Source organism: Curtobacterium sp. RM9, from assembly GCF_054956955.1.
In genome coordinates, this window is sequence record NZ_CM143271.1 from 2234703 (window position 1) to 2256768 (window position 22066).

19 protein-coding genes are annotated in these 22066 nt (G+C 73.4%); 9 read left to right on the forward strand and 10 right to left on the reverse strand.

The features are described from left to right. Nucleotides 1-2: 2 nt before the first annotated feature. From ACY3FI_RS10515 to ACY3FI_RS10530, 4 genes are all read left to right on the forward strand, one after another. On the forward strand, nucleotides 3-1544 hold the full coding sequence (locus tag ACY3FI_RS10515; RefSeq protein WP_462547477.1) for a DUF2142 domain-containing protein: 1542 nt from the start codon (nucleotides 3-5) through the stop codon (nucleotides 1542-1544). A gap of 101 nt (nucleotides 1545-1645) precedes the next feature. Continuing rightward, on the forward strand, nucleotides 1646-2632 hold the full coding sequence (gene rfbB / locus ACY3FI_RS10520) for a dTDP-glucose 4,6-dehydratase (protein ID WP_462547478.1): 987 nt from the start codon (nucleotides 1646-1648) through the stop codon (nucleotides 2630-2632). Between the two features lie 14 nt (nucleotides 2633-2646). Beyond that, nucleotides 2647-3498: a dTDP-4-dehydrorhamnose reductase gene (gene rfbD, locus ACY3FI_RS10525; RefSeq protein WP_462547479.1), complete on the forward strand. Its 852-nt coding sequence runs from the start codon at nucleotides 2647-2649 to the stop codon at nucleotides 3496-3498. Then, nucleotides 3495-4571 (forward strand): lysylphosphatidylglycerol synthase transmembrane domain-containing protein, encoded by a 1077-nt coding sequence (locus tag ACY3FI_RS10530; RefSeq protein WP_462547480.1) that lies wholly within the window; start codon nucleotides 3495-3497, stop codon nucleotides 4569-4571. The genes rfbD and ACY3FI_RS10530 overlap by 4 nt, the downstream gene beginning before the upstream one ends. A 37-nt stretch (nucleotides 4572-4608) precedes the next feature. On the opposite strand, the gene ACY3FI_RS10535 is transcribed toward ACY3FI_RS10530, so the two are convergent. After that, nucleotides 4609-5766: a glycosyltransferase family 4 protein gene (locus tag ACY3FI_RS10535; RefSeq protein WP_462547481.1), complete on the reverse strand. Its 1158-nt coding sequence runs from the start codon at nucleotides 5764-5766 to the stop codon at nucleotides 4609-4611. A 128-nt stretch (nucleotides 5767-5894) separates the two neighbouring features. On the opposite strand from ACY3FI_RS10535, the gene ACY3FI_RS10540 reads away from it, so the two are divergent. Further along, the gene (locus ACY3FI_RS10540) at nucleotides 5895-7037 is read left to right on the forward strand and encodes a glycosyltransferase family 4 protein (protein WP_462547482.1); all 1143 of its coding nucleotides are present in this window, start codon (nucleotides 5895-5897) and stop codon (nucleotides 7035-7037) included. A gap of 24 nt (nucleotides 7038-7061) precedes the next feature. On the opposite strand, the gene purE is transcribed toward ACY3FI_RS10540, so the two are convergent. From purE to ACY3FI_RS10560, 4 genes are all read right to left on the reverse strand, one after another. Beyond that, entirely contained in the window at nucleotides 7062-7574 is a 513-nt protein-coding gene (purE, locus tag ACY3FI_RS10545) for a 5-(carboxyamino)imidazole ribonucleotide mutase (protein WP_462547483.1), read from the reverse strand. A 9-nt stretch (nucleotides 7575-7583) separates the two neighbouring features. Beyond that, complete coding sequence (locus tag ACY3FI_RS10550; protein ID WP_462547484.1) at nucleotides 7584-8732, reverse strand: glycosyltransferase; 1149 nt, start codon at nucleotides 8730-8732, stop codon at nucleotides 7584-7586. Between the two features lie 112 nt (nucleotides 8733-8844). Next, entirely contained in the window at nucleotides 8845-10830 is a 1986-nt protein-coding gene (locus ACY3FI_RS10555) for a glycoside hydrolase family 6 protein (RefSeq protein ID WP_462547485.1), read from the reverse strand. 198 nt (nucleotides 10831-11028) lie between these two features. Further along, a complete protein-coding gene (locus tag ACY3FI_RS10560) occupies nucleotides 11029-12165 on the reverse strand; it encodes a 5-(carboxyamino)imidazole ribonucleotide synthase (protein ID WP_462547486.1) in 1137 nt (378 codons plus the stop codon). Nucleotides 12166-12304: 139 nt separating this feature from the next. Between ACY3FI_RS10560 and ACY3FI_RS10565 the strand changes: the two genes are divergently transcribed. Both ACY3FI_RS10565 and ACY3FI_RS10570 read left to right on the forward strand, forming a co-directional pair. Next, complete coding sequence (locus tag ACY3FI_RS10565) at nucleotides 12305-12778, forward strand: GtrA family protein (RefSeq protein WP_462547487.1); 474 nt, start codon at nucleotides 12305-12307, stop codon at nucleotides 12776-12778. Between the two features lie 53 nt (nucleotides 12779-12831). Next, nucleotides 12832-14496, forward strand: coding sequence for a DUF2142 domain-containing protein (locus ACY3FI_RS10570; protein ID WP_462547488.1), 1665 nt, complete (start codon nucleotides 12832-12834; stop codon nucleotides 14494-14496). On the opposite strand, the gene ACY3FI_RS10575 is transcribed toward ACY3FI_RS10570, so the two are convergent. The 3 genes from ACY3FI_RS10575 to ACY3FI_RS10585 form a co-directional block, all read right to left on the reverse strand. Then, nucleotides 14471-15778, reverse strand: a complete 1308-nt coding sequence (locus ACY3FI_RS10575) for a UDP-glucose dehydrogenase family protein (RefSeq protein ID WP_462547489.1) — start codon at nucleotides 15776-15778, stop codon at nucleotides 14471-14473. The genes ACY3FI_RS10570 and ACY3FI_RS10575 overlap by 26 nt on opposite strands. Nucleotides 15779-15842: 64 nt before the next feature. Next, the gene (locus tag ACY3FI_RS10580) at nucleotides 15843-16391 is read right to left on the reverse strand and encodes a PH domain-containing protein (RefSeq protein WP_462547490.1); all 549 of its coding nucleotides are present in this window, start codon (nucleotides 16389-16391) and stop codon (nucleotides 15843-15845) included. Between the two features lie 4 nt (nucleotides 16392-16395). Continuing rightward, complete coding sequence (locus ACY3FI_RS10585; RefSeq protein WP_462547491.1) at nucleotides 16396-17268, reverse strand: biotin--[acetyl-CoA-carboxylase] ligase; 873 nt, start codon at nucleotides 17266-17268, stop codon at nucleotides 16396-16398. Nucleotides 17269-17342: 74 nt separating this feature from the next. On the opposite strand from ACY3FI_RS10585, the gene ACY3FI_RS10590 reads away from it, so the two are divergent. Together ACY3FI_RS10590 and ACY3FI_RS10595 are read left to right on the forward strand one after the other, a co-directional pair. Continuing rightward, on the forward strand, nucleotides 17343-18938 hold the full coding sequence (locus tag ACY3FI_RS10590; protein WP_462547493.1) for an acyl-CoA carboxylase subunit beta: 1596 nt from the start codon (nucleotides 17343-17345) through the stop codon (nucleotides 18936-18938). 40 nt (nucleotides 18939-18978) lie between these two features. Beyond that, nucleotides 18979-19236 carry an acyl-CoA carboxylase subunit epsilon gene (locus tag ACY3FI_RS10595; RefSeq protein ID WP_462547494.1) on the forward strand — a complete coding sequence of 86 codons (258 nt, stop codon included), beginning with the start codon at nucleotides 18979-18981 and terminating at the stop codon, nucleotides 19234-19236. Nucleotides 19237-19704: 468 nt separating this feature from the next. On the opposite strand, the gene ACY3FI_RS10600 is transcribed toward ACY3FI_RS10595, so the two are convergent. Both ACY3FI_RS10600 and ACY3FI_RS10605 read right to left on the reverse strand, forming a co-directional pair. Next, a complete protein-coding gene (locus ACY3FI_RS10600) occupies nucleotides 19705-20763 on the reverse strand; it encodes a DUF8320 family protein (RefSeq protein ID WP_462547495.1) in 1059 nt (352 codons plus the stop codon). After that, nucleotides 20760-22064, reverse strand: coding sequence for a sensor histidine kinase (locus tag ACY3FI_RS10605; RefSeq protein WP_462547496.1), 1305 nt, complete (start codon nucleotides 22062-22064; stop codon nucleotides 20760-20762). Before ACY3FI_RS10605 ends, ACY3FI_RS10600 begins: the two co-directional genes overlap by 4 nt. Nucleotides 22065-22066 lie beyond the last annotated feature (2 nt).

A 22066-nucleotide genomic window follows, 5' to 3' on the forward strand; every position in this document is an offset into this window, starting at 1 on the left:
GCGTGCCGATCGTCACCCGCGCCGAACGCACGACGGTGATCGCGATCACCGCGGCCTTCACGCTCCTGCTCACCCTGTGGGCGTTCCTGACGCCGATGTTCGCGGCGCCGGACGAGGCCGCGCACTACGACGCAGCCGAGCAGATCGCCATCGGGAACGGCTGGCCGGACCCGGGCACGATGGACCTGCTCGCCATCACCTACGCCGAGCAGGGGCAGCAGACCACGGTCGCGGCCGCGAACCGGCAGACCGTCGCCGAGCTCATCGCGACGAACCCGGGGTTCCACGGCTACACGAACCAGATGACCCAGCACCCGCCGACCTACTACGCGGTCGGCGCACTCGTGCTGAAGGCGGTCGGGTTCTTCCACCACTCGTGGGACGTCGGCGTGATGGCGCTCCGTCTCTTCGACGTGCTCCTCATGGTGCCGCTGCCGTTCCTCGTATGGAGCACCGTCCGCCGCGTGACCCGCTCCCCGCGCACCGCGGTCGTCGGGGCCCTCGCGCTCTTCGCCGTCCCGCAGCTCGCGCAGATCGGCTCCGCCGTCACGAACGACGCCCCCGTGATCCTGCTCGGGTCGGTGATCACCTGGCTCGTGGCGCGGACCATGACCGGTGACCACCGGTGGCGGACCCTCGGGTTCCTCGGCGTCGCCGTCGCCGCGATCTGCTCGGTGAAGGGGACCGGCCTGCCGACCGTGCCGTTCGTCGCGGTCGCGCTGCTCGTCGCCGGTCGGACCGTGCTCCCGCTGCGCACCCGTCTCGTGCGCTTCGCCCTGACCGGGGCGATCGTGGCCGTCCTCGGCAGCTGGTGGTGGATCCGCAACCTCGTCGTCTTCCACACCCTGCAGCCGAAGGGCGCCGGCGACCTGCGCATCACGAAGTCCTGGGGCGACCAGACCAGCGCCGACATCGGCGGCTTCCTCAACGTCGTCTGGGACCGGCTGAGCACGTCGTTCTGGGGGCAGTTCGGGGCGCTGCAGTTCCCGATGACCCCGATCCTGACCGACACGCTCACCGTGCTGTCCCTCGCCGTGATCGTCTTCTGGGCGTTCCGCCGCAGCCCGTACCGGGACGTCGCACTCGTGATGGCCCTCCTGCCGGCCCTCACCCTCGTGATCCAGGTGCAGGACAACTTCCAGTCCTACGACGACACCCAGCTCATCGCGGGCGTGCAGGGGCGCTACCTGTTCACGTCGCTCACCGCGCTGATCACCGTCGCGGCCATCGCCTGGCGCAACCTGCTCGCCGCCCAGGCGGACCGCGAGCGCTTCGGCACGATCGCCCGCTGGGCCTTCCCGGTCATCGGGCTCTACGGCCTGACCGTCGCCTACCGCGGGTTCTACGAGAACTTCCACCTGCAGGCGACCTTCGAGGGTCTCGGACGGCTCGCGAACCTCACGCCGGCGGGCAAGCCCGGCCTCGTGGTGCTCGTGGTCCTCGTCGCGCTCGGCGGCGTCTGGGCGTTCCTCGCGGTCCGCCGGTTCGTGCTGGCCGGGCGGGCGCCCCGGACCGTGGCCGAGCGCGCGACCGTCGAGGCCTGACACCCCGGCCGTCCACCGGACGGCCTCCCTCTACAATGGTGGCCGTCCGCAGCCGCCACGAGACCGACCGCCGTGCGGCGCTACGGGAAGGAACCCCACACGTGAAGATCCTCGTCACCGGAGGAGCCGGATTCATCGGCTCCAACTTCGTCCGCCGGACCCTGCAGGACGCCTACCCGGGCCTCGAGGGCGCGGACGTCGTCGTCTACGACGCCCTGACCTACTCCGGCAACCTCGAGAACCTCGCCCCGGTGGCGGACTCCCCGCGGTACTCCTTCGTGCAGGGCGACATCCGCGACGCGGCGAAGCTCGACGAGGTCGTCCCCGGCATCGACGCGATCGTGCACTTCGCCGCCGAGTCGCACGTCGACCGCTCGGTGCGCGACTCCGGCATCTTCGTCGAGACGAACGTCGTCGGCACCCAGCGCCTGCTCGACGCCGCGCTCCGCCACGGCACCGAGCGCTTCGTGCACGTCTCGACGGACGAGGTCTACGGCTCGATCAGCGAGGGCTCCTGGGCCGAGGACCGCCCGCTCGAGCCGAACTCGCCGTACTCGGCGTCGAAGGCCGGCAGCGACCTGCTCGCCCGCAGCTACCACCGCACGCACGGGCTGAACCTCTCGATCACGCGCTGCTCGAACAACTACGGGCCGTACCACTTCCCCGAGAAGGTCATCCCGCTCTTCGTGACGAACCTCATCGACGACCGGCACGTGCCGCTCTACGGCGAGGGCAACAACATCCGCGACTGGCTGCACGTCGACGACCACACCCGCGGCATCGCGATGGTCCTCACCAAGGGCCGCGCGGGCGAGATCTACAACATCGGCGGCGGCACCGAGCTCACGAACAAGGAGCTCACCGGCATGCTGCTCGAGGCGACCGGCAAGGACTGGTCGTACGTCGACCGCGTCGCCGACCGCCTCGGCCACGACCTCCGCTACTCGGTCGACATCTCGAAGATCCAGGCCGAGCTCGGCTACGAGCCGCAGGTCCCGTTCGAGCAGGGCCTCGCCGACGTCGTGCAGTGGTACCGCGACAACCGCTCGTGGTGGGAGCCCCTGAAGGAGCGCGCGGCCCTCGCCTGAGCGGTCCGGACACCATGACGCGCTACCTCATCACCGGCGCGAGCGGCATGCTCGGCCAGGACCTCCAGCACGCCCTCGCCGACGCCGACGTGACGGCCCTCGGCCGCGCCGAGCTCGACGTCACCGACGCCGACGCGGTCGACGCTGCGGTCGCGGGCCACGACGTCGTGATCAACTCCGCCGCCTACACGAAGGTCGACGACGCGGAGACGCACGAGGCCGAGGCGTACGCGGTGAACGCGACCGGGCCGGAGCTCCTGGCCCGGTCGGCCGTCCGTCACGGCGCGAAGCTCGTCACGATCTCGACCGACTACGTCTTCGACGGCCACGGCACCGCGCCGTACGCCGAGGACGCCCCGACCGACCCGATCAACGCCTACGGGCGCACGAAGGCGGCGGGCGAGGCCCTCGTCCGGCAGATCGCGCCGGACACCTCGTACGTGGTCCGCACCGCGTGGATCTACGGCGCGCACGGCCCGAACTTCGCGGCCACCATGCTCCGACTCGCCGCCTCGCACGACACCGTGAGCGTCGTCACCGACCAGGTCGGGCAGCCCACGTGGACCGGCGACCTGGCGCGGCGCATCGTCGAGCTCGTCGAGTCCGATGCTCCGGCGGGGACCTACCACGGCACGAACGCGGGCCAGGGCTCCTGGTACGACTTCACCCGGGCGATCTACTCGGAGGTCGGACTCGACCCGGAGCGCGTGCTCCCCACGGACAGCGCCGCCTTCGTCCGCCCGGCTCCGCGTCCGGCGTACAGCGTGCTCGGGCACGACGGCTGGTCGCGTGCCGGCCTCGCGCCGATGCGCGACTGGCGCGAGGCCCTCGCGGCCGCCGTCCGTGCCGGGGCGCTCACCGCGTGACCGACGCACCGGACGAGACGCGCCCCGACCCGGCTGCCCGTGCCACCGACGCCGTGACGACCGGGCCGGCCGACCGCCCGACCGACCCCGTGTCGGCCGGGTCGGTGGCCGAGCCGGTGGTCGCGACCGGGGGCTGGCGCCGCTGGGCCGTGAACGGCATCAAGATCCTGTTCATGGTCGCGGTCGTCGTGGCCGGTGCGTTCTACATCGCGGGCAAGTGGGACGAGGTCTCCGACGCCGTCCGGTCGATGGACCCGCTCTGGCTCGTCCTCGCGTTCCTGTCCGTCGTCGTCGCGCTCCTGCTGTCGATGCTCTCGTGGATCGTCGTGTGGCCGGCGTTCGGGATCCGACTGCCGTTGCTGCGCGGCGGCCGTGTGTTCTTCGTCAGCCAGCTCGGCAAGTACCTCCCGGGATCGGTGTGGCCGATCGCCGCACAGGCCCAGATGGCGGGCGAGGTCGGTCTGGCGAAGTCGTCGTCGATCGTCCTGTCGCTCATCGCGATGCTCGTGTCCATCGCGACGGGGCTCGGGGTCGGTGCCGTGCTCGTGCCCTTCATCGACGTGCACCTGCTCGAGGCCTACTGGTGGCTGCCGATCGTCGGCGTGGCCTTCCTGGTCTGCCTGACGCCGCCGGTGATGCGGTTCGGCGTGCGACTCGCGCTGCGGGTGCTCCGGCGGCCGGACGCGCCGTTCTCGTACGGCTGGCGGGTCGCCGGCGCGAGCTCGGGGCTGCAGGCGGCGAACTGGCTCTTCGCGGGCGTGCAGCTCTGGCTCGTGCTCATCGGGCTCGGCGCCGACCCGCTGCGGAGCCTCGTCCCGGCGGTCGCGGCCATGTCGCTCGCCTTCGCGCTCGGCGTGCTGCTCATCCCGTTCCCGGCCGGTCTCGGCGTGCGCGAGTTCGTGCTGACCGCGGTGCTCGCGACGGTGACGGGTCCGGGGGTCGCCGTGACGGCGGCCGTGCTGTCGCGGCTGCTCTACGCGGTCGCGGACTTCGCGATGGCCGGCATCGCGGTCGCGGTGCGGCAGCGGTCCGCACGCACGGCACGGGCTGGACTCAACTCCGAGCGGGGCTGACCCCCGTCACGCCCCGGAGCGGCCTCCGCTGCCGACGTCAGTCGCGGTCGGCGAAGGACGCGACCGTGTCGGTGTACGCCTCCCACATCCGGTCCGACCCGTGCGGGTCGACGCCGGCGCGGAGCCGCTCCAGCTCCCCCGGCAGCGTCAGCCGCTCCAGCGCGGCCGCGAGCGCGTCCACGTCGTCCGCGGGCACCACCAGGCCGTCCTCGCCGTCGTGCACGTCGAGCGCGAGCGTGCCGGCGTCGCTGACCAGCACGGGCGTGCCGAAGCGGTGCGCGAGGGCGACGTTGATCGACGACGACCCGGTCCGGTACGGCAGCGCGACGACGTCGAACCCGCGGATGAGCGCGGCCATGTCGGCCATCGCCACGTACCCGTCGACGATCTCGACGCGGTCCTCGATCCCGAGCGCGCGGACCTGCTCGCGGTACTCCTCGACCGGCTGCCAGAACTCGCCGCGGACGACGATCCGGACGCCCGGCACGCGGGCCGCGGCCTCGATGAGCTGGTCGACGCCCTTGTACCGGCGGACCATCCCGAAGAAGCCCACCGTGACCAGGTCGCCGCCCCGCTCCGGGCCCGACGCGACGTCGACCGCGGCGCCGGTCATGCCGTCGGCCGGCTCGTCGCCGAGCAGCAGGTCGGCGAGCGGCAGGCGGGTGACCCGCACGTCGACGGTCGCGTCGTCGCCGACGATCCCGCGCGCGAGGCCGGCCTGCTCGTCACTGTGCACGAGCACCGCGCCGTACTGGCGGTACATGAACCGGACGAGTGCCTCGTCGAACCGGCCGTGCTCGTGGGGCAGCACGTTGTGCGCGAGCACGACGCCACGGGGGCGACGCCCGGCTGCGACACGCATCACCGCGTAGGGCACGGCGTGGTACGGGGTGACCCCGGTGACGACGACGACGTCCGCGCGACGCATCGACAGACCGGCGCGGATCCACGAGGACGGGTCGTACCAGGCCAGTCGGGCGGTCGACCCGGCGAACGGCGCGACCTCGGGCTCGTCCTCGGGCACGCGGGTCGTCCCGCTGCGCAGGAACGACGGGTACTGCGCCTTCCACGACAGCAGGTGCACCCGGTGCCCGGCCGCACGCAGCCGGTGCGCGAGCGAGGTGGTGTGGGTGGCGATGCCCCCGGAGAACGGGTGGGTCGGTCCGACGATCGCGATGCGCAGCTGACGGGGCATCAGTCGAGCATACTGGCCGTCCCGCGCAGCCCCGGCCGGGCGCCCGGAGCTCCCGGCGCGCCCTGGTATGGTCGGGTCGCCCACGGACCGCTCCACCGTCCGTGCTCGACGGAAGGACCGGCCACCAGATGACGACGCTCCAGGTGATCGTGGACCAGATGGTCGCTCCGGTCCCGGGCGGCATCGGTCGCTACGCGGAGGAGCTGACCCGTCACCTCGTCGCCACGGCACCGGAGGGCTGCGACGTCGTCGGCATCGTGTCCGCCGTCGGCAAGGACCAGCTCGACCACCTGCGGACGCTCCTGCCCGGGCTCGCCGCCCTCGAGCGGATGACGCTCCCCCGTCGCGAGCTGTCCCTCGCGTGGCAGGCCGGCTTCGTCGGCTCGGTCGCCGACGGCATGGTGCACGCACCGAGCGTCCTCGCGCCCCTGGTGAAGCACGACCGCTTCCGTGACCCGGGCCGCCAGACCGTCGTCACCGTGCACGACGTCGTGCCGTGGACGCACCCGGAGACCCTGACCCCGCGCGGGGTGCAGTTCCACCGCGCGATGGTGAAGCGGGCGTGGAAGCACGCCGACGCCGTCGTGGTGCCGACGCACGCGGTCGCCGACGCCCTGAACCGCATCCACCGGTTCGACGACCGGCTCCGGGTCATCGGTGGTGCCCCGAGCGGACGGCTCCGCACCCCGGTCGACGCCGACCTCCGGGCGGAGCGGCTGGGGCTGCCCGAGCGGTACGTCCTCGCCGTGGGGACGCTCGAGCCCCGGAAGGGCCTGGCGCACCTCATCGAGGCGATGGCGCACCCGGACGCGCCGCAGGACGTCCCCCTCGTCATCGCCGGACCCGACGGCTGGGGCGACGTCGACGTGTACGGCACCGCCGAGCGCGCCGGGCTCGCCCGTGACCGGGTGAAGGTGCTCGGACGCATCGACGACGCAGACCTCGCCGTGGCCTACGACCGCGCCACCGTGTTCGTGTTCCCGAGCCTGGCCGAGGGCTTCGGGCTGCCCGTCGTCGAGGCGATGAGCTTCGGCACCCCGGTCATCCACTCCGACGACCCCGCCGTGCGCGAGGTCGCCTCGGACGCCGGCGTCACCGTGGCGAAGGACCCGCGGGAGTCGTACCCCGAGCGCCTGGCGCAGGCCGTCTACCAGGTCGTGCACGATCCGCTGCTCGCCGGACAGCTCGCCGTCGCGGGGCCGGACCGGGCGCGCATGTACGACTGGCACGACTCCGCCGTCGAGACCTGGCAGCTGCACGCCGACCTGTGAGCCGGGCGGCGTCGACCGCCCGCCTCAGAGCGAGTCGCGCAGCCGTGCCGCCTTCTCCTCGACGAGCTGCTCCAGCCCCTCGGCGTACTCCTGCAGCCGCGCCGCCACCGCCTGGTCGGCCGAACCGATGATCCGTGCCGCGAGCAGCCCGGCGTTGGCGGCACCGTTGATCGCCATCGTCGCGACCGGGATGCCGGCGGGCATCTGCACGATCGACAGGAGCGAGTCGAGGCCGTCGAGACGGGCGAGCTGCACGGGGACACCAATCACGGGCAACGTCGTCATCGACGCGACCATGCCCGGCAGGTGCGCGGCTCCCCCGGCCCCGGCGATGACGACGCGGATGCCGCGCGCCGCGGCGCCACGGGCGAAGCGGGTCATCTTGTCAGGGGTGCGATGGGCGGACACGACGTCCGCCTCGAACGGGATCCCGAGCTCGGCGAGCAGGTCGGCGGCCGCCCGCATGGTCGGCCAGTCGGAGTCCGACCCCATGATGATCGAGACGAGCGGCTGGGCGGGGGCTGCGGTGTCGGTCACCCGTCGAGCCTAGCCGAGCACCGCGTCCGGCCAGGCGTCCCCCGGACCCCCGATCATCCGCTCGGACCGCACCCACGCGGTCGCCTCGGGAGCGGCTGCCCCCTGCGCCACGGCGGCACGGAGCGCGGCGCGCCAGGCCTGCGGGTCGTCGGGCACGACGGTGACCCCGTGCTGGCCTGCGACGGCGTAGGACGGCCGGTCGGACACGACGGCCGGCAGGTCGAGCGCGACGTACTCGATCGCCTTGAGGTCGCTCTTCGCCCGGTTGAACTCCTCGTCCCGCAGCGGGGCGACCCCGGCGGACCAGCGGCCGCGGTGCTCGACGAGCCAGCGGGCGAACGCCGGGTAGTGGCCGTCCGGGACCTCGACGCGGCGGTACCAGTCGTCTGCGGCGGCCTCGTCGGTGACGCCGATGACCTCGAGCCGGATCGGCAGCCCGTCGTCCGCGACGAGCCCGTCGACGGCCGCGTGCAGGAGCGCGAGGTCAGCGCTGTGGGTCAGGGTGCCCATGTAGAGCACGCGGTGCTCGGCGGCCGACGACCCGTCACCGACGGACGGCCCGTCGGCGGCGCGCGGGGCGTCCGGGCTCCAGATCGCGGGGTCGAGCGCGTTCTCCACGACGACGACCCGACCGGCGAGCGGCCGGACGACGGCGGCGAGCTCCTCGGTGCTCACCACCACCCGGTCAGCACCCCGGACCAGGGCGTCGATCGAGGCGAGGCGGTCGGGGTCGTACTCGGCGCGGGCGAGCCGGGCTCGCCCGGACTCGGTGAAGAAGTCGTCGTCGACCTCGGCGACGACGGGGATCCCGCGCGCCGCCGCGGTGGCCAGGAACGGCTCGACGAGCGTCCGCGGCAGGACGTCCCGCTGGACGAGGAGCGACGTGTAGGGGGTACCGTCGGTGCCCGCGACGAAGGCTGCGGGCTCCACCTGCCGGGCATCGGCACGACCGCTGGCGACGAGGTGCTCGACGCGGCGGACGACCCGCACGTGTGCGGAGGCGGGGTGTGCACCACCGCCCCCGGCGACGACGTACCCGAGGACCGGACGTGGCCCGTGCGCGGACGTGCGCGACCCGTCGGTCGCCGGTGAAGGAGCGGTGCCGGCGACGGCACGGCGCAGCCGTCCCGCGGCACGGCGGAGGAGGTCACGGGGCACGGCACCATCCTGCCGCAGACACCGGCCCGACCGCGCACCGGCGACCGGACCGGCCGCCGGGCGACCGGACCGAGGACCGCGCGTGCCCGCCGACCGGTGCCCCGTCGACGACTCAGCGCACCCGCACCGACGAGCACCCCAGCGAGCGGTCCCCGCCGGCCCCGACGCCCACCGCGGTCACGCACACCGACCGGACGCCGCTCGGCACCGACACGGTCCCCGCGAAGCCGTGCGCGGCTCCACCACCGTGCGCCCGGTCGACGTCCGGACGCTTCCCGTTTGCCGTCAGGGTGCCGACGACCTTGCCGCCGACGACGACCCGCACGGCGAGCGCCTTCGCCACGTCGTCGCGGTCGAACGCCCACCCCTGCACGGTCACCCGACCGCGGGACGGCGACGACACCGTGTCCCGGTGCCCGACCGGCGGCGACGCCGCGACCGTCACGGTGCGGCAGGTCGAAGCGGCGTCCGCACCGGCGCCGACGTTGCGTGCGACCACGCACACGCTGTGTTTGCCGGCCCCGCCCGGCACCGTCCGGAGGAACCCGTGTCGGTCCCCAGCACCCCAGGTGGCGCCGATGTCCGAGCGCTGGACGTCGGCCGCGATCGTCGCGACGGTGCGGCCGTCGACCCGGACGAGCACGGTCGCCGGGCTCGCCGCGGCGTCGCCGTCGAACGCCCACCCGCGGACCGCGATGCCCGCGGTGGCGACCGTCGCGCTCTCCAGGGCGACGTACGGGTCGTGACGGTAGGCCCGTGCCGAGCGGCAGCCCAGTGCGGTGTCGCCGCCGCTGCCGATGTCCACCGCGGTCACGCAGACGCTGTGCACGCCCTCGGCGGTGGGGACGACGCCGTCGAAGCCGTGGGTGGCGCCGACGCCGTACGCGGAGTCGACGTCCGGTCGCTGCGCCGCGGCCGCGACGCTCCCGACCGTCGCGCCGTCGACGGTGACGCGGACGGTCACCGGCTGCGTGGGGTCGTCCTCGTCGAACGCCCACCCGGCGACGCGGAGGCCGCCACCCGTCCCCGCGACGACCTCCACCGCCCCGCGGGGTGCCGTGGACGGCGTCGGCGCGCCGAGCTGCGCGTTCGCGACCAGCGCCTGGGCGAAGGCGGACCACCACTTGCCCGCCGCGGGACCGCCGCCGCAGGTGCCGTCGCTCGCGCCGGGGATCTTCACCCAGAGCAGGGCGTCGAGGGCGGTGCCGTCCGACGCGACGCGGGGCGAGGTGCCGAGGCCGGAGCCTGTGGCGTTGCACCAGGTGCCCTTCCACCCCTGGCCGTTGCGCGAGGTGTCGATGACGTAGTGCGATCCGCCGGTGGCCGCCGAGACCTTCTGCGCGTAGGCCTGCTCCTGTGCGGTCGGGTAGTAGTTGGCGACGTTCGTGAAGAAGCCGCGCGCCTGCTGCACCCCGGCGCGGTTCAGCCGATCGGCCATCACGGCGGGCTGCACCCAGTTCGAGTTGCCCGCGTCGAGGTAGGCGGCGACACCGGCGGCGGTGAAGGCGGCGACCTCGCGGGAGAGGACGCGGTAGCGCTGGTCGTCGAGCGCCGCACTGCACGCCGTGTTGCTGAGCATGGCGAGCGAGTCCGGCTCGACGACGACGGCGGCCGGGTGCCCGGCGAGCCGCTGGGCGATCTGGTCGACCCAGGCGGCGTAGGTCGTCTCGTCGAACCCGCCGGCCGAGTAGCCGCCGCAGTCCCGGTCCGGGATCGCGTAGGTCACGAAGACGGCCGTCATCCCGGTCTGCTCGGCGCCGGCGACCGCGGTGTCGATCGTCTTCGTGAGCGTCGTGCCCTGGGTCCACTCGCCGAGCCACGTGGCGACGGGGTACTGCGCGATCGTCCGGGCGGCGGCAGCACCGGCCGGGTCGGTCGACGCCAGCGTGGTCGCGGCCTTCGCGGCCTCGCTCGTCGGGGACCGCCACGGTCCTGCACCGTAGAGCGACGCCGCCGAGGCCGACCGCATGGCGGGGGCGTCCGTCGGCCGGGTGGCGGCGGATGCGGCGACGGGCACGGCCGTCGCGGCGAGGACGCCGACGGCACCGAGGACGGCGGCCCACCGGACGAGGGCAGGACGGGACGGACGGCGACGCATGACGGACACTCCCTGGACGGCGGACCCCTGACCAGGACATGGCAACACGTGTGTGACCGCGCGGTCCAGACGCCAGAGCGGGTGGCACCCGAGCGGGTGTCCGCCGTTCGGCCGACGCGACCGGTGCCGGTCTGGAGGCACGCAGGCGGGCCCGCACCGCGCCTCCCGTCCGGCTCGTGGCCCGTCGCGGGCCGGGGATCAGTCGTCGAAGTGCGCTGCGGCCGCCCGTGCCCGGTAGGTCACGTCGTCGAGGTCGTCGCCGACGACCGTGACGTGCCCGACCTTGCGGCCCGCCCGCGGAGCCTTGCCGTAGAAGTGGTACTTCGCCTCGGGGAAGGCGGCGAGGGCGTCCGGGTACCGGCCGGCGAGGTCGCCGTCCGCGGGTCCGCCGAGCACGTTGACCATCACCGCGGCGGGGGCGTGCACGCCGGTCGCGCCGAGCGGCAGGTCGAGGACGGCGCGCAGGTGCTGTTCGAACTGGCTCGTCGTCGCGCCGTCGATGGTCCAGTGTCCGGTGTTGTGGGGGCGCATCGCGAGCTCGTTGACGAGGATGCGCTCGTCGGCGGTCTGGAAGAGCTCGACGGCGAGGACGCCCGTGACACCGAGTTCGGTCGCGATCCTGACCGCCAGCTCCTCGGCGGCGTCGGCGAGGCGGCCGGCGCTGACCGGTGCCGGGGCGAACACCTCGGCGCAGACGCCGTCACGCTGCACGGTCTCGACGAGCGGCCAGGCGACGACCTCGCCCGAGGGGCGGCGTGCCACGGACTGCGCCAGTTCGCGCGTGAAGGGGACGAGCTCCTCGACGAGCAGCGCCTGGTCGCCGCCGGTCTCGGCGACCGCGATGAACCAGTCCGCGACGTCGGCAGGGTCGGTGACGACGCGGACGCCCTTGCCGTCGTAGCCGCCGCGGGCGGTCTTGACGACGGCGCGGCCGCCGTGGTCGTCGAGGAACGCGCGGAGCTCGTCGGGGTCGTGCACCGCGGCCCAGTCCGGCACGGGCAGCCCGAGCTCGGTCAGACGGGCGCGCATCACGAGCTTGTCCTGCGCGACGGCGAGCGCCTCCGGCCCCGGGTGGACGGCGACCCCGGCCTCGACGAGCGCACGGAGGACGTCCTGGGGCACGTGCTCGTGGTCGAACGTGACGACGTCGACGTCGCGGGCGAACGCGAGGACGGTCTCGGCGTCGTGGTAGTCGCCCTCCGCGGTGGCGGCGATGCCCGCGGACATGCCCGGCCCCTCCGCCAGGACCCGGATGTCGAGCCCGAGTTCGACCGCGGCCGGCACCATCATCCGTGCCAGCTGTCCTCCACCGATGACCCCGACGCGCAACGCCATGCTGTGTGTTCCTTCCGTCGCTCCCACCGTCCGGTGAGCACGCCCCGCCTACAATCGTCCTCCGGGTCGCCGACCGGGCGACCGCTGTTCGATCGCGCATCGCACGACCAGCGACAACTCTACGGATGATGGAGGACCCGTGCGGCGACTCATTGCCCAGCTGGCCCGCTTCGGCGTCGTCGGCGCGGTCGGCTTCGTCGTCGACACCGCGATCTTCAACCTCCTGCGGGCGACGGTCTTCAACCCGGACGAGGTCCACTCGGGTCCGTTCTGGGCGAAGGTCGTGTCCACGGTCGTGGCGATCTTCGTGAACTGGATGGGCAACCGCTACTGGACGTTCCGCGACCAGCGCCGGTCGGTCGCGACGCGCGAGGGCGTCGAGTTCGTCGTGGTGTCCCTCGGCGGCATGCTCATCTCGCTCGGCTGCCTCGGCGTCTCGCACTACGTCCTCGGCCTCACCTCGGCGCTGGCGGACAACATCTCCGGCAACGTGATCGGCCTCGTGCTCGGCACGGTGTTCCGGTTCTGGCTCTACAAGGTGTGGGTCTACCACCCCGAGCGCGAACGCCGCAGCGACGAGGCCGAACCCGAGCGGGTGTCCACGGGCGTCTGACCCGCACGCCCTAGGATCGGTGAGGCCGCGCCGACCGATCCAGGAGTCCCCACATGCAGACGGAGCCCGTCGACGTCCACCCCCGGGTCGCGGTGTGGGAGCGGGTGACGGTCGCCGTCGTGACGCTCGCCTTCGCGGCATGGCTCGTGGCATGGGCACTCGTGGTCCCGGTCTTCCAGGCTCCCGACGAGCGCGCGCACGTGGACGCCACCGTGCAGGTCGCCCTCGGCAACGACTGGGCGGCCCCCGGCGACCTCAGGATCCTCGACGCGGTCATGGCCGCGCAGCAGGAGCAGGCGTCGCTACCCGCGCCCGAGTGGTCCACCGTGACGGAGCTGCTGCAGCGCTCCCCAGGCACCTCGGACACCGTCGACCAGATGACGCAGCACCCGCCGACGGCCTACCTCGTCGGCGCTGCGGCACTGCGCGTCGCGCACTACGGGGACCTGCGGTGGGACCGGGCGATCGAGGTGCTCCGACTCGTCGACGTGCTGTGGACCGCCGCGCTGCCGCTCCTCGCCTGGGCGACCGTCCGACGGCTGACCCGGTCGCCACGGGCCGCCGTCGTCGGTGCGGTCGCCGTGTTCGCCACCCCGCAGCTCGCCTCGATCGCGTCCTCGGTCTCGAACGACGCGCCGGTGATGCTGTTCGGTGCGGTCGTCGCCTGGTTGGCGACCCGGATGCTCACCGGTGACCTGCGCCGTCGCACGCTCCTCGGGCTCGGCGTCGCCCTCGGCGTGCTCATCTGGTTCAAGGGCACCGGACTGCCGGCGATCCCGTTCGTCGCGGTCGTCGTGCTCGTCGCCGGCGCGGGCGTGCTGCCGTTCGCCCGACGGGTCGGCCGGACGGTGACGGCGCTCGTCCTCGCCGCTCTGATCGGCGCGTGGTGGTGGTTGCACAACCTCGTCGCGTACCACCACCTCCAGCCGAACGGGTACGAGCAGTACCGACCGCCGATGCCGTTCCCGCCGGGCGAGGGCCCGAGCCTGCTGCACTTCCTCGACGTCAGCTGGGGCACGATCACGCGGACCTTCTGGGGCAGCCCCGGCGGCGGCGCACAGGTCACCATCGGGGCCGTGCTGACGGCGGTGCTCACGGTCGTGGCGCTCGGCGTCGTGCTCGTCTGGGGATTCCGTCGCGGACCGGAACGCCGCGCCGTGGTCTGTCTCGCGGTGTTCCCGGCGGTGCTGATCGCCGGGCAGACCTGGACGAGCGCCCACGCCTACCTGTCCACCACGTTCGTCGCGGCGACGCAGGGCCGCTACTACTTCCCGGCGATCGTCTGCCTGATCGCCCTGAGCGCCGTCGCGTGGCGCCGGATCCCGCGCACCGCACGGGGTCGCCGGGTGCTCGCGACGGTGCTCGCCGCCGGGTCCGTCGTGATCGGCTGGTACGGGCTCGGCGTGGTGGCCGCCTGGTTCTGGAACGCGGCGCGCGGGCCGCTCGGTCCGCAGGGTGCCGCACGGTGGGCGGCGTCCGGTCCGGTGCCGCTCTGGATCGTCGGTGTGCTGCTCGTGGTCGTGGCCGTGGCGCTCGTGGCCGCCGTCGTGCAGGTCTGGCGCGCGCCGGGTGCGCGACCGGAGGGCACCTCGAGGACGGACGGCGCCGACCCGATCGCGCCCGCGACGACGAACGGCGCCGCCCCCGTGCCGGAACACGAGGGCGACGCCGTCGAGGAGACGCGGACCGGCCCTAGCGGCCCATCCCGCGGTAGGTGAAGCCCGCGGCCGTCCACGCGTCGCGGTCGAGGCAGTTCCGCCCGTCGACCACGACCGGGTCCGCCACGAGTGCGGCCACCGCGGCCGGGTCGAGCGCGCGGAACTCGTTCCACTCGGTCAGCACGAGCACGAGTTCGGCGTCGCGCAGGGCGTCCTCGGCACGTTCGGCGTACTCGAGCTCGGGGTGCACCCGTCGGGCGGTGACGACGGCCTCGGGGTCGTAGGCGGCGACCTGGGCTCCGTTCGCGACCAGCCGCGCCGCGATGTCGAGTGCCGGGGAGTCGCGGACGTCGTCCGAGTTCGGCTTGAAGGCCAGGCCGAGCACTGCGATGCGCTTGCCCGCGACGGCGCCGCCGAGCAGCTCCTCCGCCAGCTCGACGACGTGTGCGCGACGGCGCAGGTTCGTGGCGTCGACGTCCGCGAGGAACGCCAGCGACTCACCCACGCCGAGTTCGTCGGCCCGCGCCTGGAACGCGCGGATGTCCTTCGGCAGGCAGCCGCCGCCGAAGCCGAGCCCGGCGTTCAGGAACTTCCGGCCGATGCGAGCGTCGTGCCCGATCGCGTCGGCGAGCGCGGTCACGTCGGCGCCGGCGACCTCGGAGATCTCGGCCATCGCGTTGATGAACGAGATCTTCGTCGCGAGGAACGCGTTCGCGCTGATCTTCACGAGTTCGGCGGTGGGGAGGTTCACCACGAGTCGAGGGGTGCCGGCGGCGAGCGCCTCGGCGTAGACCTCGTCGAGGGCGGCCACGGCGCGCTGGCCGTCCTCGCCGTCCGGGACGCCGTAGACGAAGCGGTCCGGCGAGATGGTGTCCTGCACCGCGAAGCCCTCGCGCAGGAACTCGGGGTTCCAGACGAGCGTCGCACCGGGAACGGCCGCGGAGACCTGCTCACCGAGGCGCGCCGCGGTGCCGACCGGGACGGTCGACTTGCCGACGACGAAGTCGCCGGCGGACAGGTGCGGCAGCAGGCCGGTGACCGCGGCGTCGACGTAGGTGAGGTCGGCAGCGCCGGACGGACCCTGGGGGGTGCCGACCGCGAGGAAGTGGACCTGCGCCCCGGCGACCTCGGCCATGTCGGTGGTGAAGCGGATGCGACCGGAGGCGAGCGCCTCGGCGAGGATCTCGGGGAGGCCGGGCTCGAAGAAGGGGGCCTCGCCCGCGGCGAGTCGCTGGATCTTCGCCGGGTCGACGTCGACCGCGACGACGTCGTGTCCGAGCTTGGCCATTGAGGCGGCGTGCACGGCACCGAGGTAACCGCAGCCGATGACAGAGATACGCACGGGAAGACGGTACCGGGTTCTCGCCGGACTTCCGCCGAGGGCGTCGGCGCGCGCCGACGCGGGCTCAGGACCGGACGTCGCCCCACCGTGGGCGCTCGGGGCCGCCGACGATCTCGTCCCAGTCGGGTTCGCGGTGCCGACGTCGGGCCTCGTACGCCTCGACCATGTCGTGCAGCACGGCCACCACGAGGTCGGCGTGCGGCACGTCGGCGAGCACGAGCGCGGGTTCGTCGCCCGGGAACACGAGGACGTCGCCGGAGCGGAACATCCCCTGCAGCCCTCTCCGGCGCACCGTCACGTCGTACCCCCGGGAGTGCAGGAGCTCACGCCGGGTGCGGGTGCCGAGACCGTGCACGACGACCAGCCGCCGCGTGGTGACGACGTACCGCTGCGACAGCCAGCGGAGCAGCGGTACGGCGCCGCCGAGCACGAGCAGCAGCAGCACGAGGACGGCCACCACGACGTTCAGCCACGCGAGCTGCGCCCGGAACACCCCGAAGCCGAAGCCGCCGGCCGCCGTCACGAGCACGACGAACACCGCCGGTCGCACGAGCCGACGGGCGTGCGGCCGGAGTCGTGCGACGACGCGCTCGGTCGGCGGCTCGTCGGTCATGGCCTCATGCATACCGCAGGTGGGTGAGGTCCCCCACCGCCACGCTCCGCTCGGCGCCCGGTCGGTCCCGGATCGTGATCCGGCCCTCGTCGTCGATGCCGGTCGCGTCGGCCTCGACGGCGGAGCCGTCGGGCAGCTCCACGCGGACGCGGCGACCGATCGTGCCGCAGACGTGGCGGACGTGGGACCGGACCGCCTCGGCGGCGGCACCGCCGTCGACCAGGGCGACCACGGCCTCCAGGACGGCGCGGTGGAAGGCGGCCAGCACCGTGTCGGCGAGGTCCGGTGCGCTGCCGGCGACGCCGGCGACGGCGAGCGAGGTCGCGGTCGGGGTGGGCAGCCGGTCCGCGGGGAGGGTGAGGTTGACGCCGGCGCCGACCACGACGCTGCCGTCGGCGGCGACCTGGCAGAGGATGCCGCAGACCTTGCGGCCGTCGACGAGGACGTCGTTGGGCCACTTCACCGCGACGCGCGTCACGTCGTCGTCGGTGGCGTCCGGCGTCGACCGGGAGGCACGGGGCGCGTCGTCCGTGTCCGTCCCGTCCGCAGGCGGCGGCACCAGGGCCGCGATCGGGTCCCGCATGGCGGCCCCCGCCACGAGCGGCAGCCACCCGCGGGCACGCTCGCCGAGGTCGGCCCGCACGAGCAGGCTCACCGCGAGCGTCTCGCCGGCCGGCGCCGACCACGAGCGGTCGAGTCGGCCGCGCCCCGCCGTCTGGTCGAGCGTCGCGACGACGCTGCCGTGCGGCAGGTCCGGGGCCGCGACGAGCAGGTCGGCGTTCGTCGAACCGGTGCGCTCCGGGGAGGTGAACGTGCCCCCGACCGCGGCGACGACCGCTCGACTGCTGGGGAAGGTCGACGGCGCGGGTGTGGACATGCACGCAAATGTACGGGCAGGAACCGTGGACGTCCTCCAACCGGCCCCCTCCGCGCCGCCGGTAGGGTGAGCGGGTGACCACAGGAGACACCCCCGATCTCTCGACGACGGCCGGTCGGCTCGCCGACCTCCGCACGCGGTACCACGAGGCCGTGACCGCTGCGGGCGAGGCCGCGATCGCGAAGCAGCACGCCAAGGGCAAGGGCACGGCGCGCGAGCGCATCGAGCAGCTGCTCGACGACAACTCGTTCGTCGAGTTCGACGAGTTCGTGCGGCACCGCACGACGTCGTTCGGCATGGACGCCAAGCGCCCCTACGGCGACGCCGTCGTCACCGGCGTCGGCACGATCCACGGCCGGAACGTCGCCGTGTACGCGCAGGACTTCACCGTCTTCGGCGGATCGCTCGGCGAGGTCGCCGGCGAGAAGATCGTCAAGGTGATGGAGCACGCGCTGAAGACGGGTGTGCCGATCATCGGCATCCTCGACTCCGGTGGCGCCCGCATCCAGGAGGGCGTCGTCGCGCTCGGCAAGTACGGCGAGATCTTCCGCCTGAACACCCGCGCCTCCGGCGTCATCCCGCAGATCTCGATCGTGATGGGCCCGGCGGCCGGCGGTGCGGTGTACTCCCCCGCCCTCACCGACTTCGTGATCATGGTCGACAAGACGAGCCACATGTTCGTCACCGGCCCGGACGTCATCAAGACGGTCACGGGCGAGGACGTCGGCTTCGAGGAGCTCGGCGGCGCACAGACCCACAACGCGGTCTCCGGCGTCGCGCACTACCTCGCCGAGGACGAGTCCGACGCACTCGACTACGCGCGGTCGCTCATCGGCTTCCTGCCGGACAACAACCTGTCCGACGCGCCGGCGTACGACGTGGCGCCCGAGCTCGAGACGACCGACGCCGACCACGAGCTCGACGTCGTGATCCCGGACTCGACGAACCAGCCGTACGACGTCACCACGATCATCGAGCACGTCGTCGACGACGGTGAGTTCCTCGAGGTCCAGCCGCTGTTCGCGCCGAACATCCTCATCGGCTTCGGCCGGGTCGAGGGCCGCACGGTCGGCATCATCGCGAACCAGCCGCAGGCGATGGCCGGCACGCTGAACATCGACGCCGGCGAGAAGGCCGCCCGCTTCGTCCGGTTCTGCGACGCGTTCGGCATCCCGATCCTCACGCTCGTCGACGTGCCCGGGTACCTGCCCGGCACGGACCAGGAGTGGACCGGCGTCATCCGACGCGGCGCGAAGCTGCTCTACGCGTACGCCGAGGCCACCGTGCCGCTCGTCACCGTCATCACGCGCAAGGCCTACGGCGGCGCGTACATCGTGATGGGGTCGAAGCAGCTCGGCGCGGACATCAACCTCGCCTGGCCGACGGCCGAGATCGCGGTCATGGGCGGACAGGGTGCGGTCAACATCCTCTACCGCGCGGAGATCAAGCGCGCCGAGGAGTCCGGCGAGGACGTCGCCGCGGTCCGGGCGAAGCTCGCGAACGAGTACACCTACAACGTGGCGTCGCCGTACCTGGCGGCGGAGCGCGGTGAGCTCGACGGCATCATCCAGCCGCACGCCACCCGCGTCTCGGTGATCAAGGCGCTCCGGGCACTCCGGGGCAAGCGAGCATCGCTGCCGCCGAAGAAGCACGGGAACATCCCGCTGTGACGACCGCCCACCGCACCGAGCACGCCGGGGGCGAGGCCTGATGGGCCGGCACGCCGCCGCCGTCCCCGCCGACGAGCCCACGCACGTCGGCGCCGACGTGCGCGTCGTCGCCGGTGATCCGTCACCCGAGGAACTCGCGGCCGTGATCGCCGTGCTGCAGCGCCAGGCCGACGAGGCCGCCGCAGCGGGTCGCGCCGAGGTCACCGTCTCGCCCCGGGCCGGATGGGACGCGTCGGCGCGCGGCGTCCGGCGACCGCTCGACCACGGGCACGGCGCCTGGAGCCGCTCGCTCCGCTGACGGTTCGGGTGTGCCCCGACGTGATCCAGATTCCGCGAGACCCCCGCCCTCCCGAGGGCGGGGGTCTTGTGTCGTCGGGGGCCGTCGCGCGACGATGTACCCCTGGGTATCGAGGCGACGAAGACGTTGCGCGGTGCACTTCCCGGTCGGTCTCCCCTCACTCGGGGGACACATCGGCGGGGAACCGCACGGAAGCCGCCGAATTTGTCCCCCATAATGACGACTGACATCCCTGTTGCGCCGAGGCATAGTAGTTCGTGTTCGGTGTCCTTCATTGAAGAGCATCGCGGGTCGGTGGCCGACTAGGGTACGAAGCCACTGGCCAGCTACGAGTCAGGGCGATATTCGGGTTGTCGCTCAGACTCGGGTCGTGAACGGGCCGGTCGGACTCCGACCGGCCCGTTCCCCGTTTCCGGGTCCGCCGTCGTGCGGCCCCGGGTGCGCCCGCACCGGATGCGTGCGCTGCGCTCAGACGGTCGCGTGCCGCGGGATCTCGAGCCAGACGACCACCGAGTCGTCGTCCTCGTCGTCCTCGTCGTCCTCGTCGTCCGACCCGGCGCCCAGCGCCGCGGACTCGCTCGCCGCCATGTCGAGCCGGAGCCCCACGACGGTCACGGCCGAGTCCGACCCCTCGGCCACCGTGCGCACGATGACGTTGTCGGCGTCCCGGGCACGGCGGAGCGCGTCGGCGATGCTGGCGTGCACGCGGCGCAGGTCGTCGATCTCGAGTTCGTCGAGCCCACCGTCGTCGTGCAACTGCACCGTGGCGCCCCGACGACGCAGCCGCATGACCTCCTCGCGGACGTCGTCGGAGAGCAGCGAGCGCCCGCGGATCTCGTCGCGGATCGCCTGCTCGAGGTGCAGGCACTCGGCACGTTCCTCGGCGGACAGGTCGCCGCCGGTCTCGATCACCCGCTGGAGCATCGGCAAGGCCATGCGCGTCGTCTGGCTCAGGCGGAACTGCCGCTCGAACACGTGGGCGTCCTGCGCCGCCTGCCAGTCCGCGGTCTCCTGCTCGGCGCGGACGAAGTCCCGGGTCACCCGGGTCGCGCGGTTCATCGCGGCGGTGAACCCTGCCGCGATCGCCACCCACGCCACACTGCCGACCACCCCGAGGGACCCGAGCGCGCCCAGGCCAGCCCACGCCACGGTGTGCACGAAGAGGAACCCGACGCCGATCCAGGCGAACGGCCCGCGCCCGCGGACGACGAGCACGACCATGAGCGTGCCGACGGCCGCGATCCACCACGTGGCGTAGGTGTCGTCGGTGTTGAGCTCGACGGCCGGCGCGGCGATGACCGGCATGACGATCGCGGTGGCCAGGGAGAACGAGGTCGCCCACACGGGCAGCACCCGGCCGGGGACGAACAGTGCGACACCGGTCGCGGCGACGTAGAGGACCATGCACGCCACGACCGGTCCGACGTCGAGCACCCGGGGCAGGGTCGTGAGGCCGAGGACCACGTGGTACACGGAGAAGAGCGCGGCCAGGCCGATCGCGATGCCCGCGGGGATGGAGACCCTCATCGTCGGACCTCCGACCCGGGCTGCCACGTCAGGTGGATCCGCGTCCCGTCGCCCGGCGCGGTCTCGATCTCGGCGTGTCCGCCCACCGCGCGCACGCGTTCGACGATCGACCGGCGGACGCCGAGCCGTTCCGCGGGGATGGTGTGGACGTCGAAGCCCGAGCCGGTGTCAGCGACCTCGATGTGGACGCCGCCGTCGCGCCGATCGACCGTCACCCAGCGCTCCACCGCCGCGTCGCCGGCGTGCTGCACGCTGTTCACCGCCGCCTGCATCGCTGCGGAGGCGAGGGCGTCCGCGACGTCGGCGGGCATGCTCGCGGCTCCCGCGGGCGCCGGGCGGACGTGCACGGGGGCGGCGAGGGTGCCCACCGCGGCGGCGATGCGCTCCCGCAGCTGGACGAGGGACACGGGCGCGCTGTTCCCCGGGCTGTCGGTCGCCGCCGCCTCGAGGTGGTCGATCGCGTTGCGAGCCATCCGCGCCGCGAGGGCCTCGGCTTCGGGGGTCTCGGCCCTGGCGGCGGACAGCAGCGTCGTGAGCACGCTGTCGTGCACGATGGCGTCCACCTGGACGCGCTCGACCTCGGTCGCGTGCTCCCGGATCGCGTGCGAGTACCGGCGGACGGCCGTCGCCTGCGCCACGTCGACCGCGGCAGCCGCACGCCGGAGCACGACCGCGATGACGAGCACCGCGCCGCTGAGGATCGCGGTGTACACCCCGTCGAGCAGTGCGCTCACCACGCCGGGGTCCCCGCCGCCCGGCGACAGGCGGATGACCACGTACACGATCGGCACGAGTGCGGTGTACACCGTCGCCCGCCAGACCGCGAAGCCCATCGCCGCGGCCGTCGAGGCGACCGTGCAGAACCACCACGGCCACGGGTGCTCCGACGCCGCGATCGGATCGCGGACGACGAGCGGCCAGGTCACGAGCGCGACGAGGAACAGCAGCGCGCAGACGATCTGCGCGACCTGCGCGACCCGCTGGAAGAACGCGGACGCGCCGACGAACAGGAAGGACGCGGCGACGGCACCGGTCGTGACCGGTCCCCACACCGGGTCGAGGTGCGGGAGCTGCCCGATCACGGCCGGGAGGTTCACCGCGCCGAAGCCGATCGCGGCGACGGCGATGAGGATCGCGAAGACCCGCTCGACGGACGACTGCGTGATCGATGCGCGGACGGACCGCGAGGGGTCGGCGCCGAACGGCGCGGGTTCGGAGACCGCGCCCTCGGTGCCGACGGCCGGCCCCGCCCCGGCAGCCCGTCCCGACCCCGTCGCGGGGACCGCGTCAGCGGCAGCCATCC

Excerpts from the sequence above, each read along its gene's own strand:
- ACY3FI_RS10540 (WP_462547482.1), top strand. The coding sequence starts at position 5,895 with ATGACGACGCTCCAGGTGATCGTGGACCAGATGGTCGCTCCGGTCCCG.
- ACY3FI_RS10580 (WP_462547490.1), bottom strand. The coding sequence starts at position 16,391 with ATGACCGACGAGCCGCCGACCGAGCGCGTCGTCGCACGACTCCGGCCG.
- ACY3FI_RS10535 (WP_462547481.1), bottom strand. The coding sequence starts at position 5,766 with ATGCCCCGTCAGCTGCGCATCGCGATCGTCGGACCGACCCACCCGTTC.
- ACY3FI_RS10570 (WP_462547488.1), top strand. The coding sequence starts at position 12,832 with ATGCAGACGGAGCCCGTCGACGTCCACCCCCGGGTCGCGGTGTGGGAG.
- ACY3FI_RS10600 (WP_462547495.1), bottom strand. The coding sequence starts at position 20,763 with ATGAGGGTCTCCATCCCCGCGGGCATCGCGATCGGCCTGGCCGCGCTC.
- ACY3FI_RS10605 (WP_462547496.1), bottom strand. The coding sequence starts at position 22,064 with ATGGCTGCCGCTGACGCGGTCCCCGCGACGGGGTCGGGACGGGCTGCC.
- ACY3FI_RS10595 (WP_462547494.1), top strand. The coding sequence starts at position 18,979 with ATGGGCCGGCACGCCGCCGCCGTCCCCGCCGACGAGCCCACGCACGTC.
- ACY3FI_RS10560 (WP_462547486.1), bottom strand. The coding sequence starts at position 12,165 with ATGGCGTTGCGCGTCGGGGTCATCGGTGGAGGACAGCTGGCACGGATG.
- ACY3FI_RS10555 (WP_462547485.1), bottom strand. The coding sequence starts at position 10,830 with ATGCGTCGCCGTCCGTCCCGTCCTGCCCTCGTCCGGTGGGCCGCCGTC.
- ACY3FI_RS10585 (WP_462547491.1), bottom strand. The coding sequence starts at position 17,268 with ATGTCCACACCCGCGCCGTCGACCTTCCCCAGCAGTCGAGCGGTCGTC.
- rfbD (WP_462547479.1), top strand. The coding sequence starts at position 2,647 with ATGACGCGCTACCTCATCACCGGCGCGAGCGGCATGCTCGGCCAGGAC.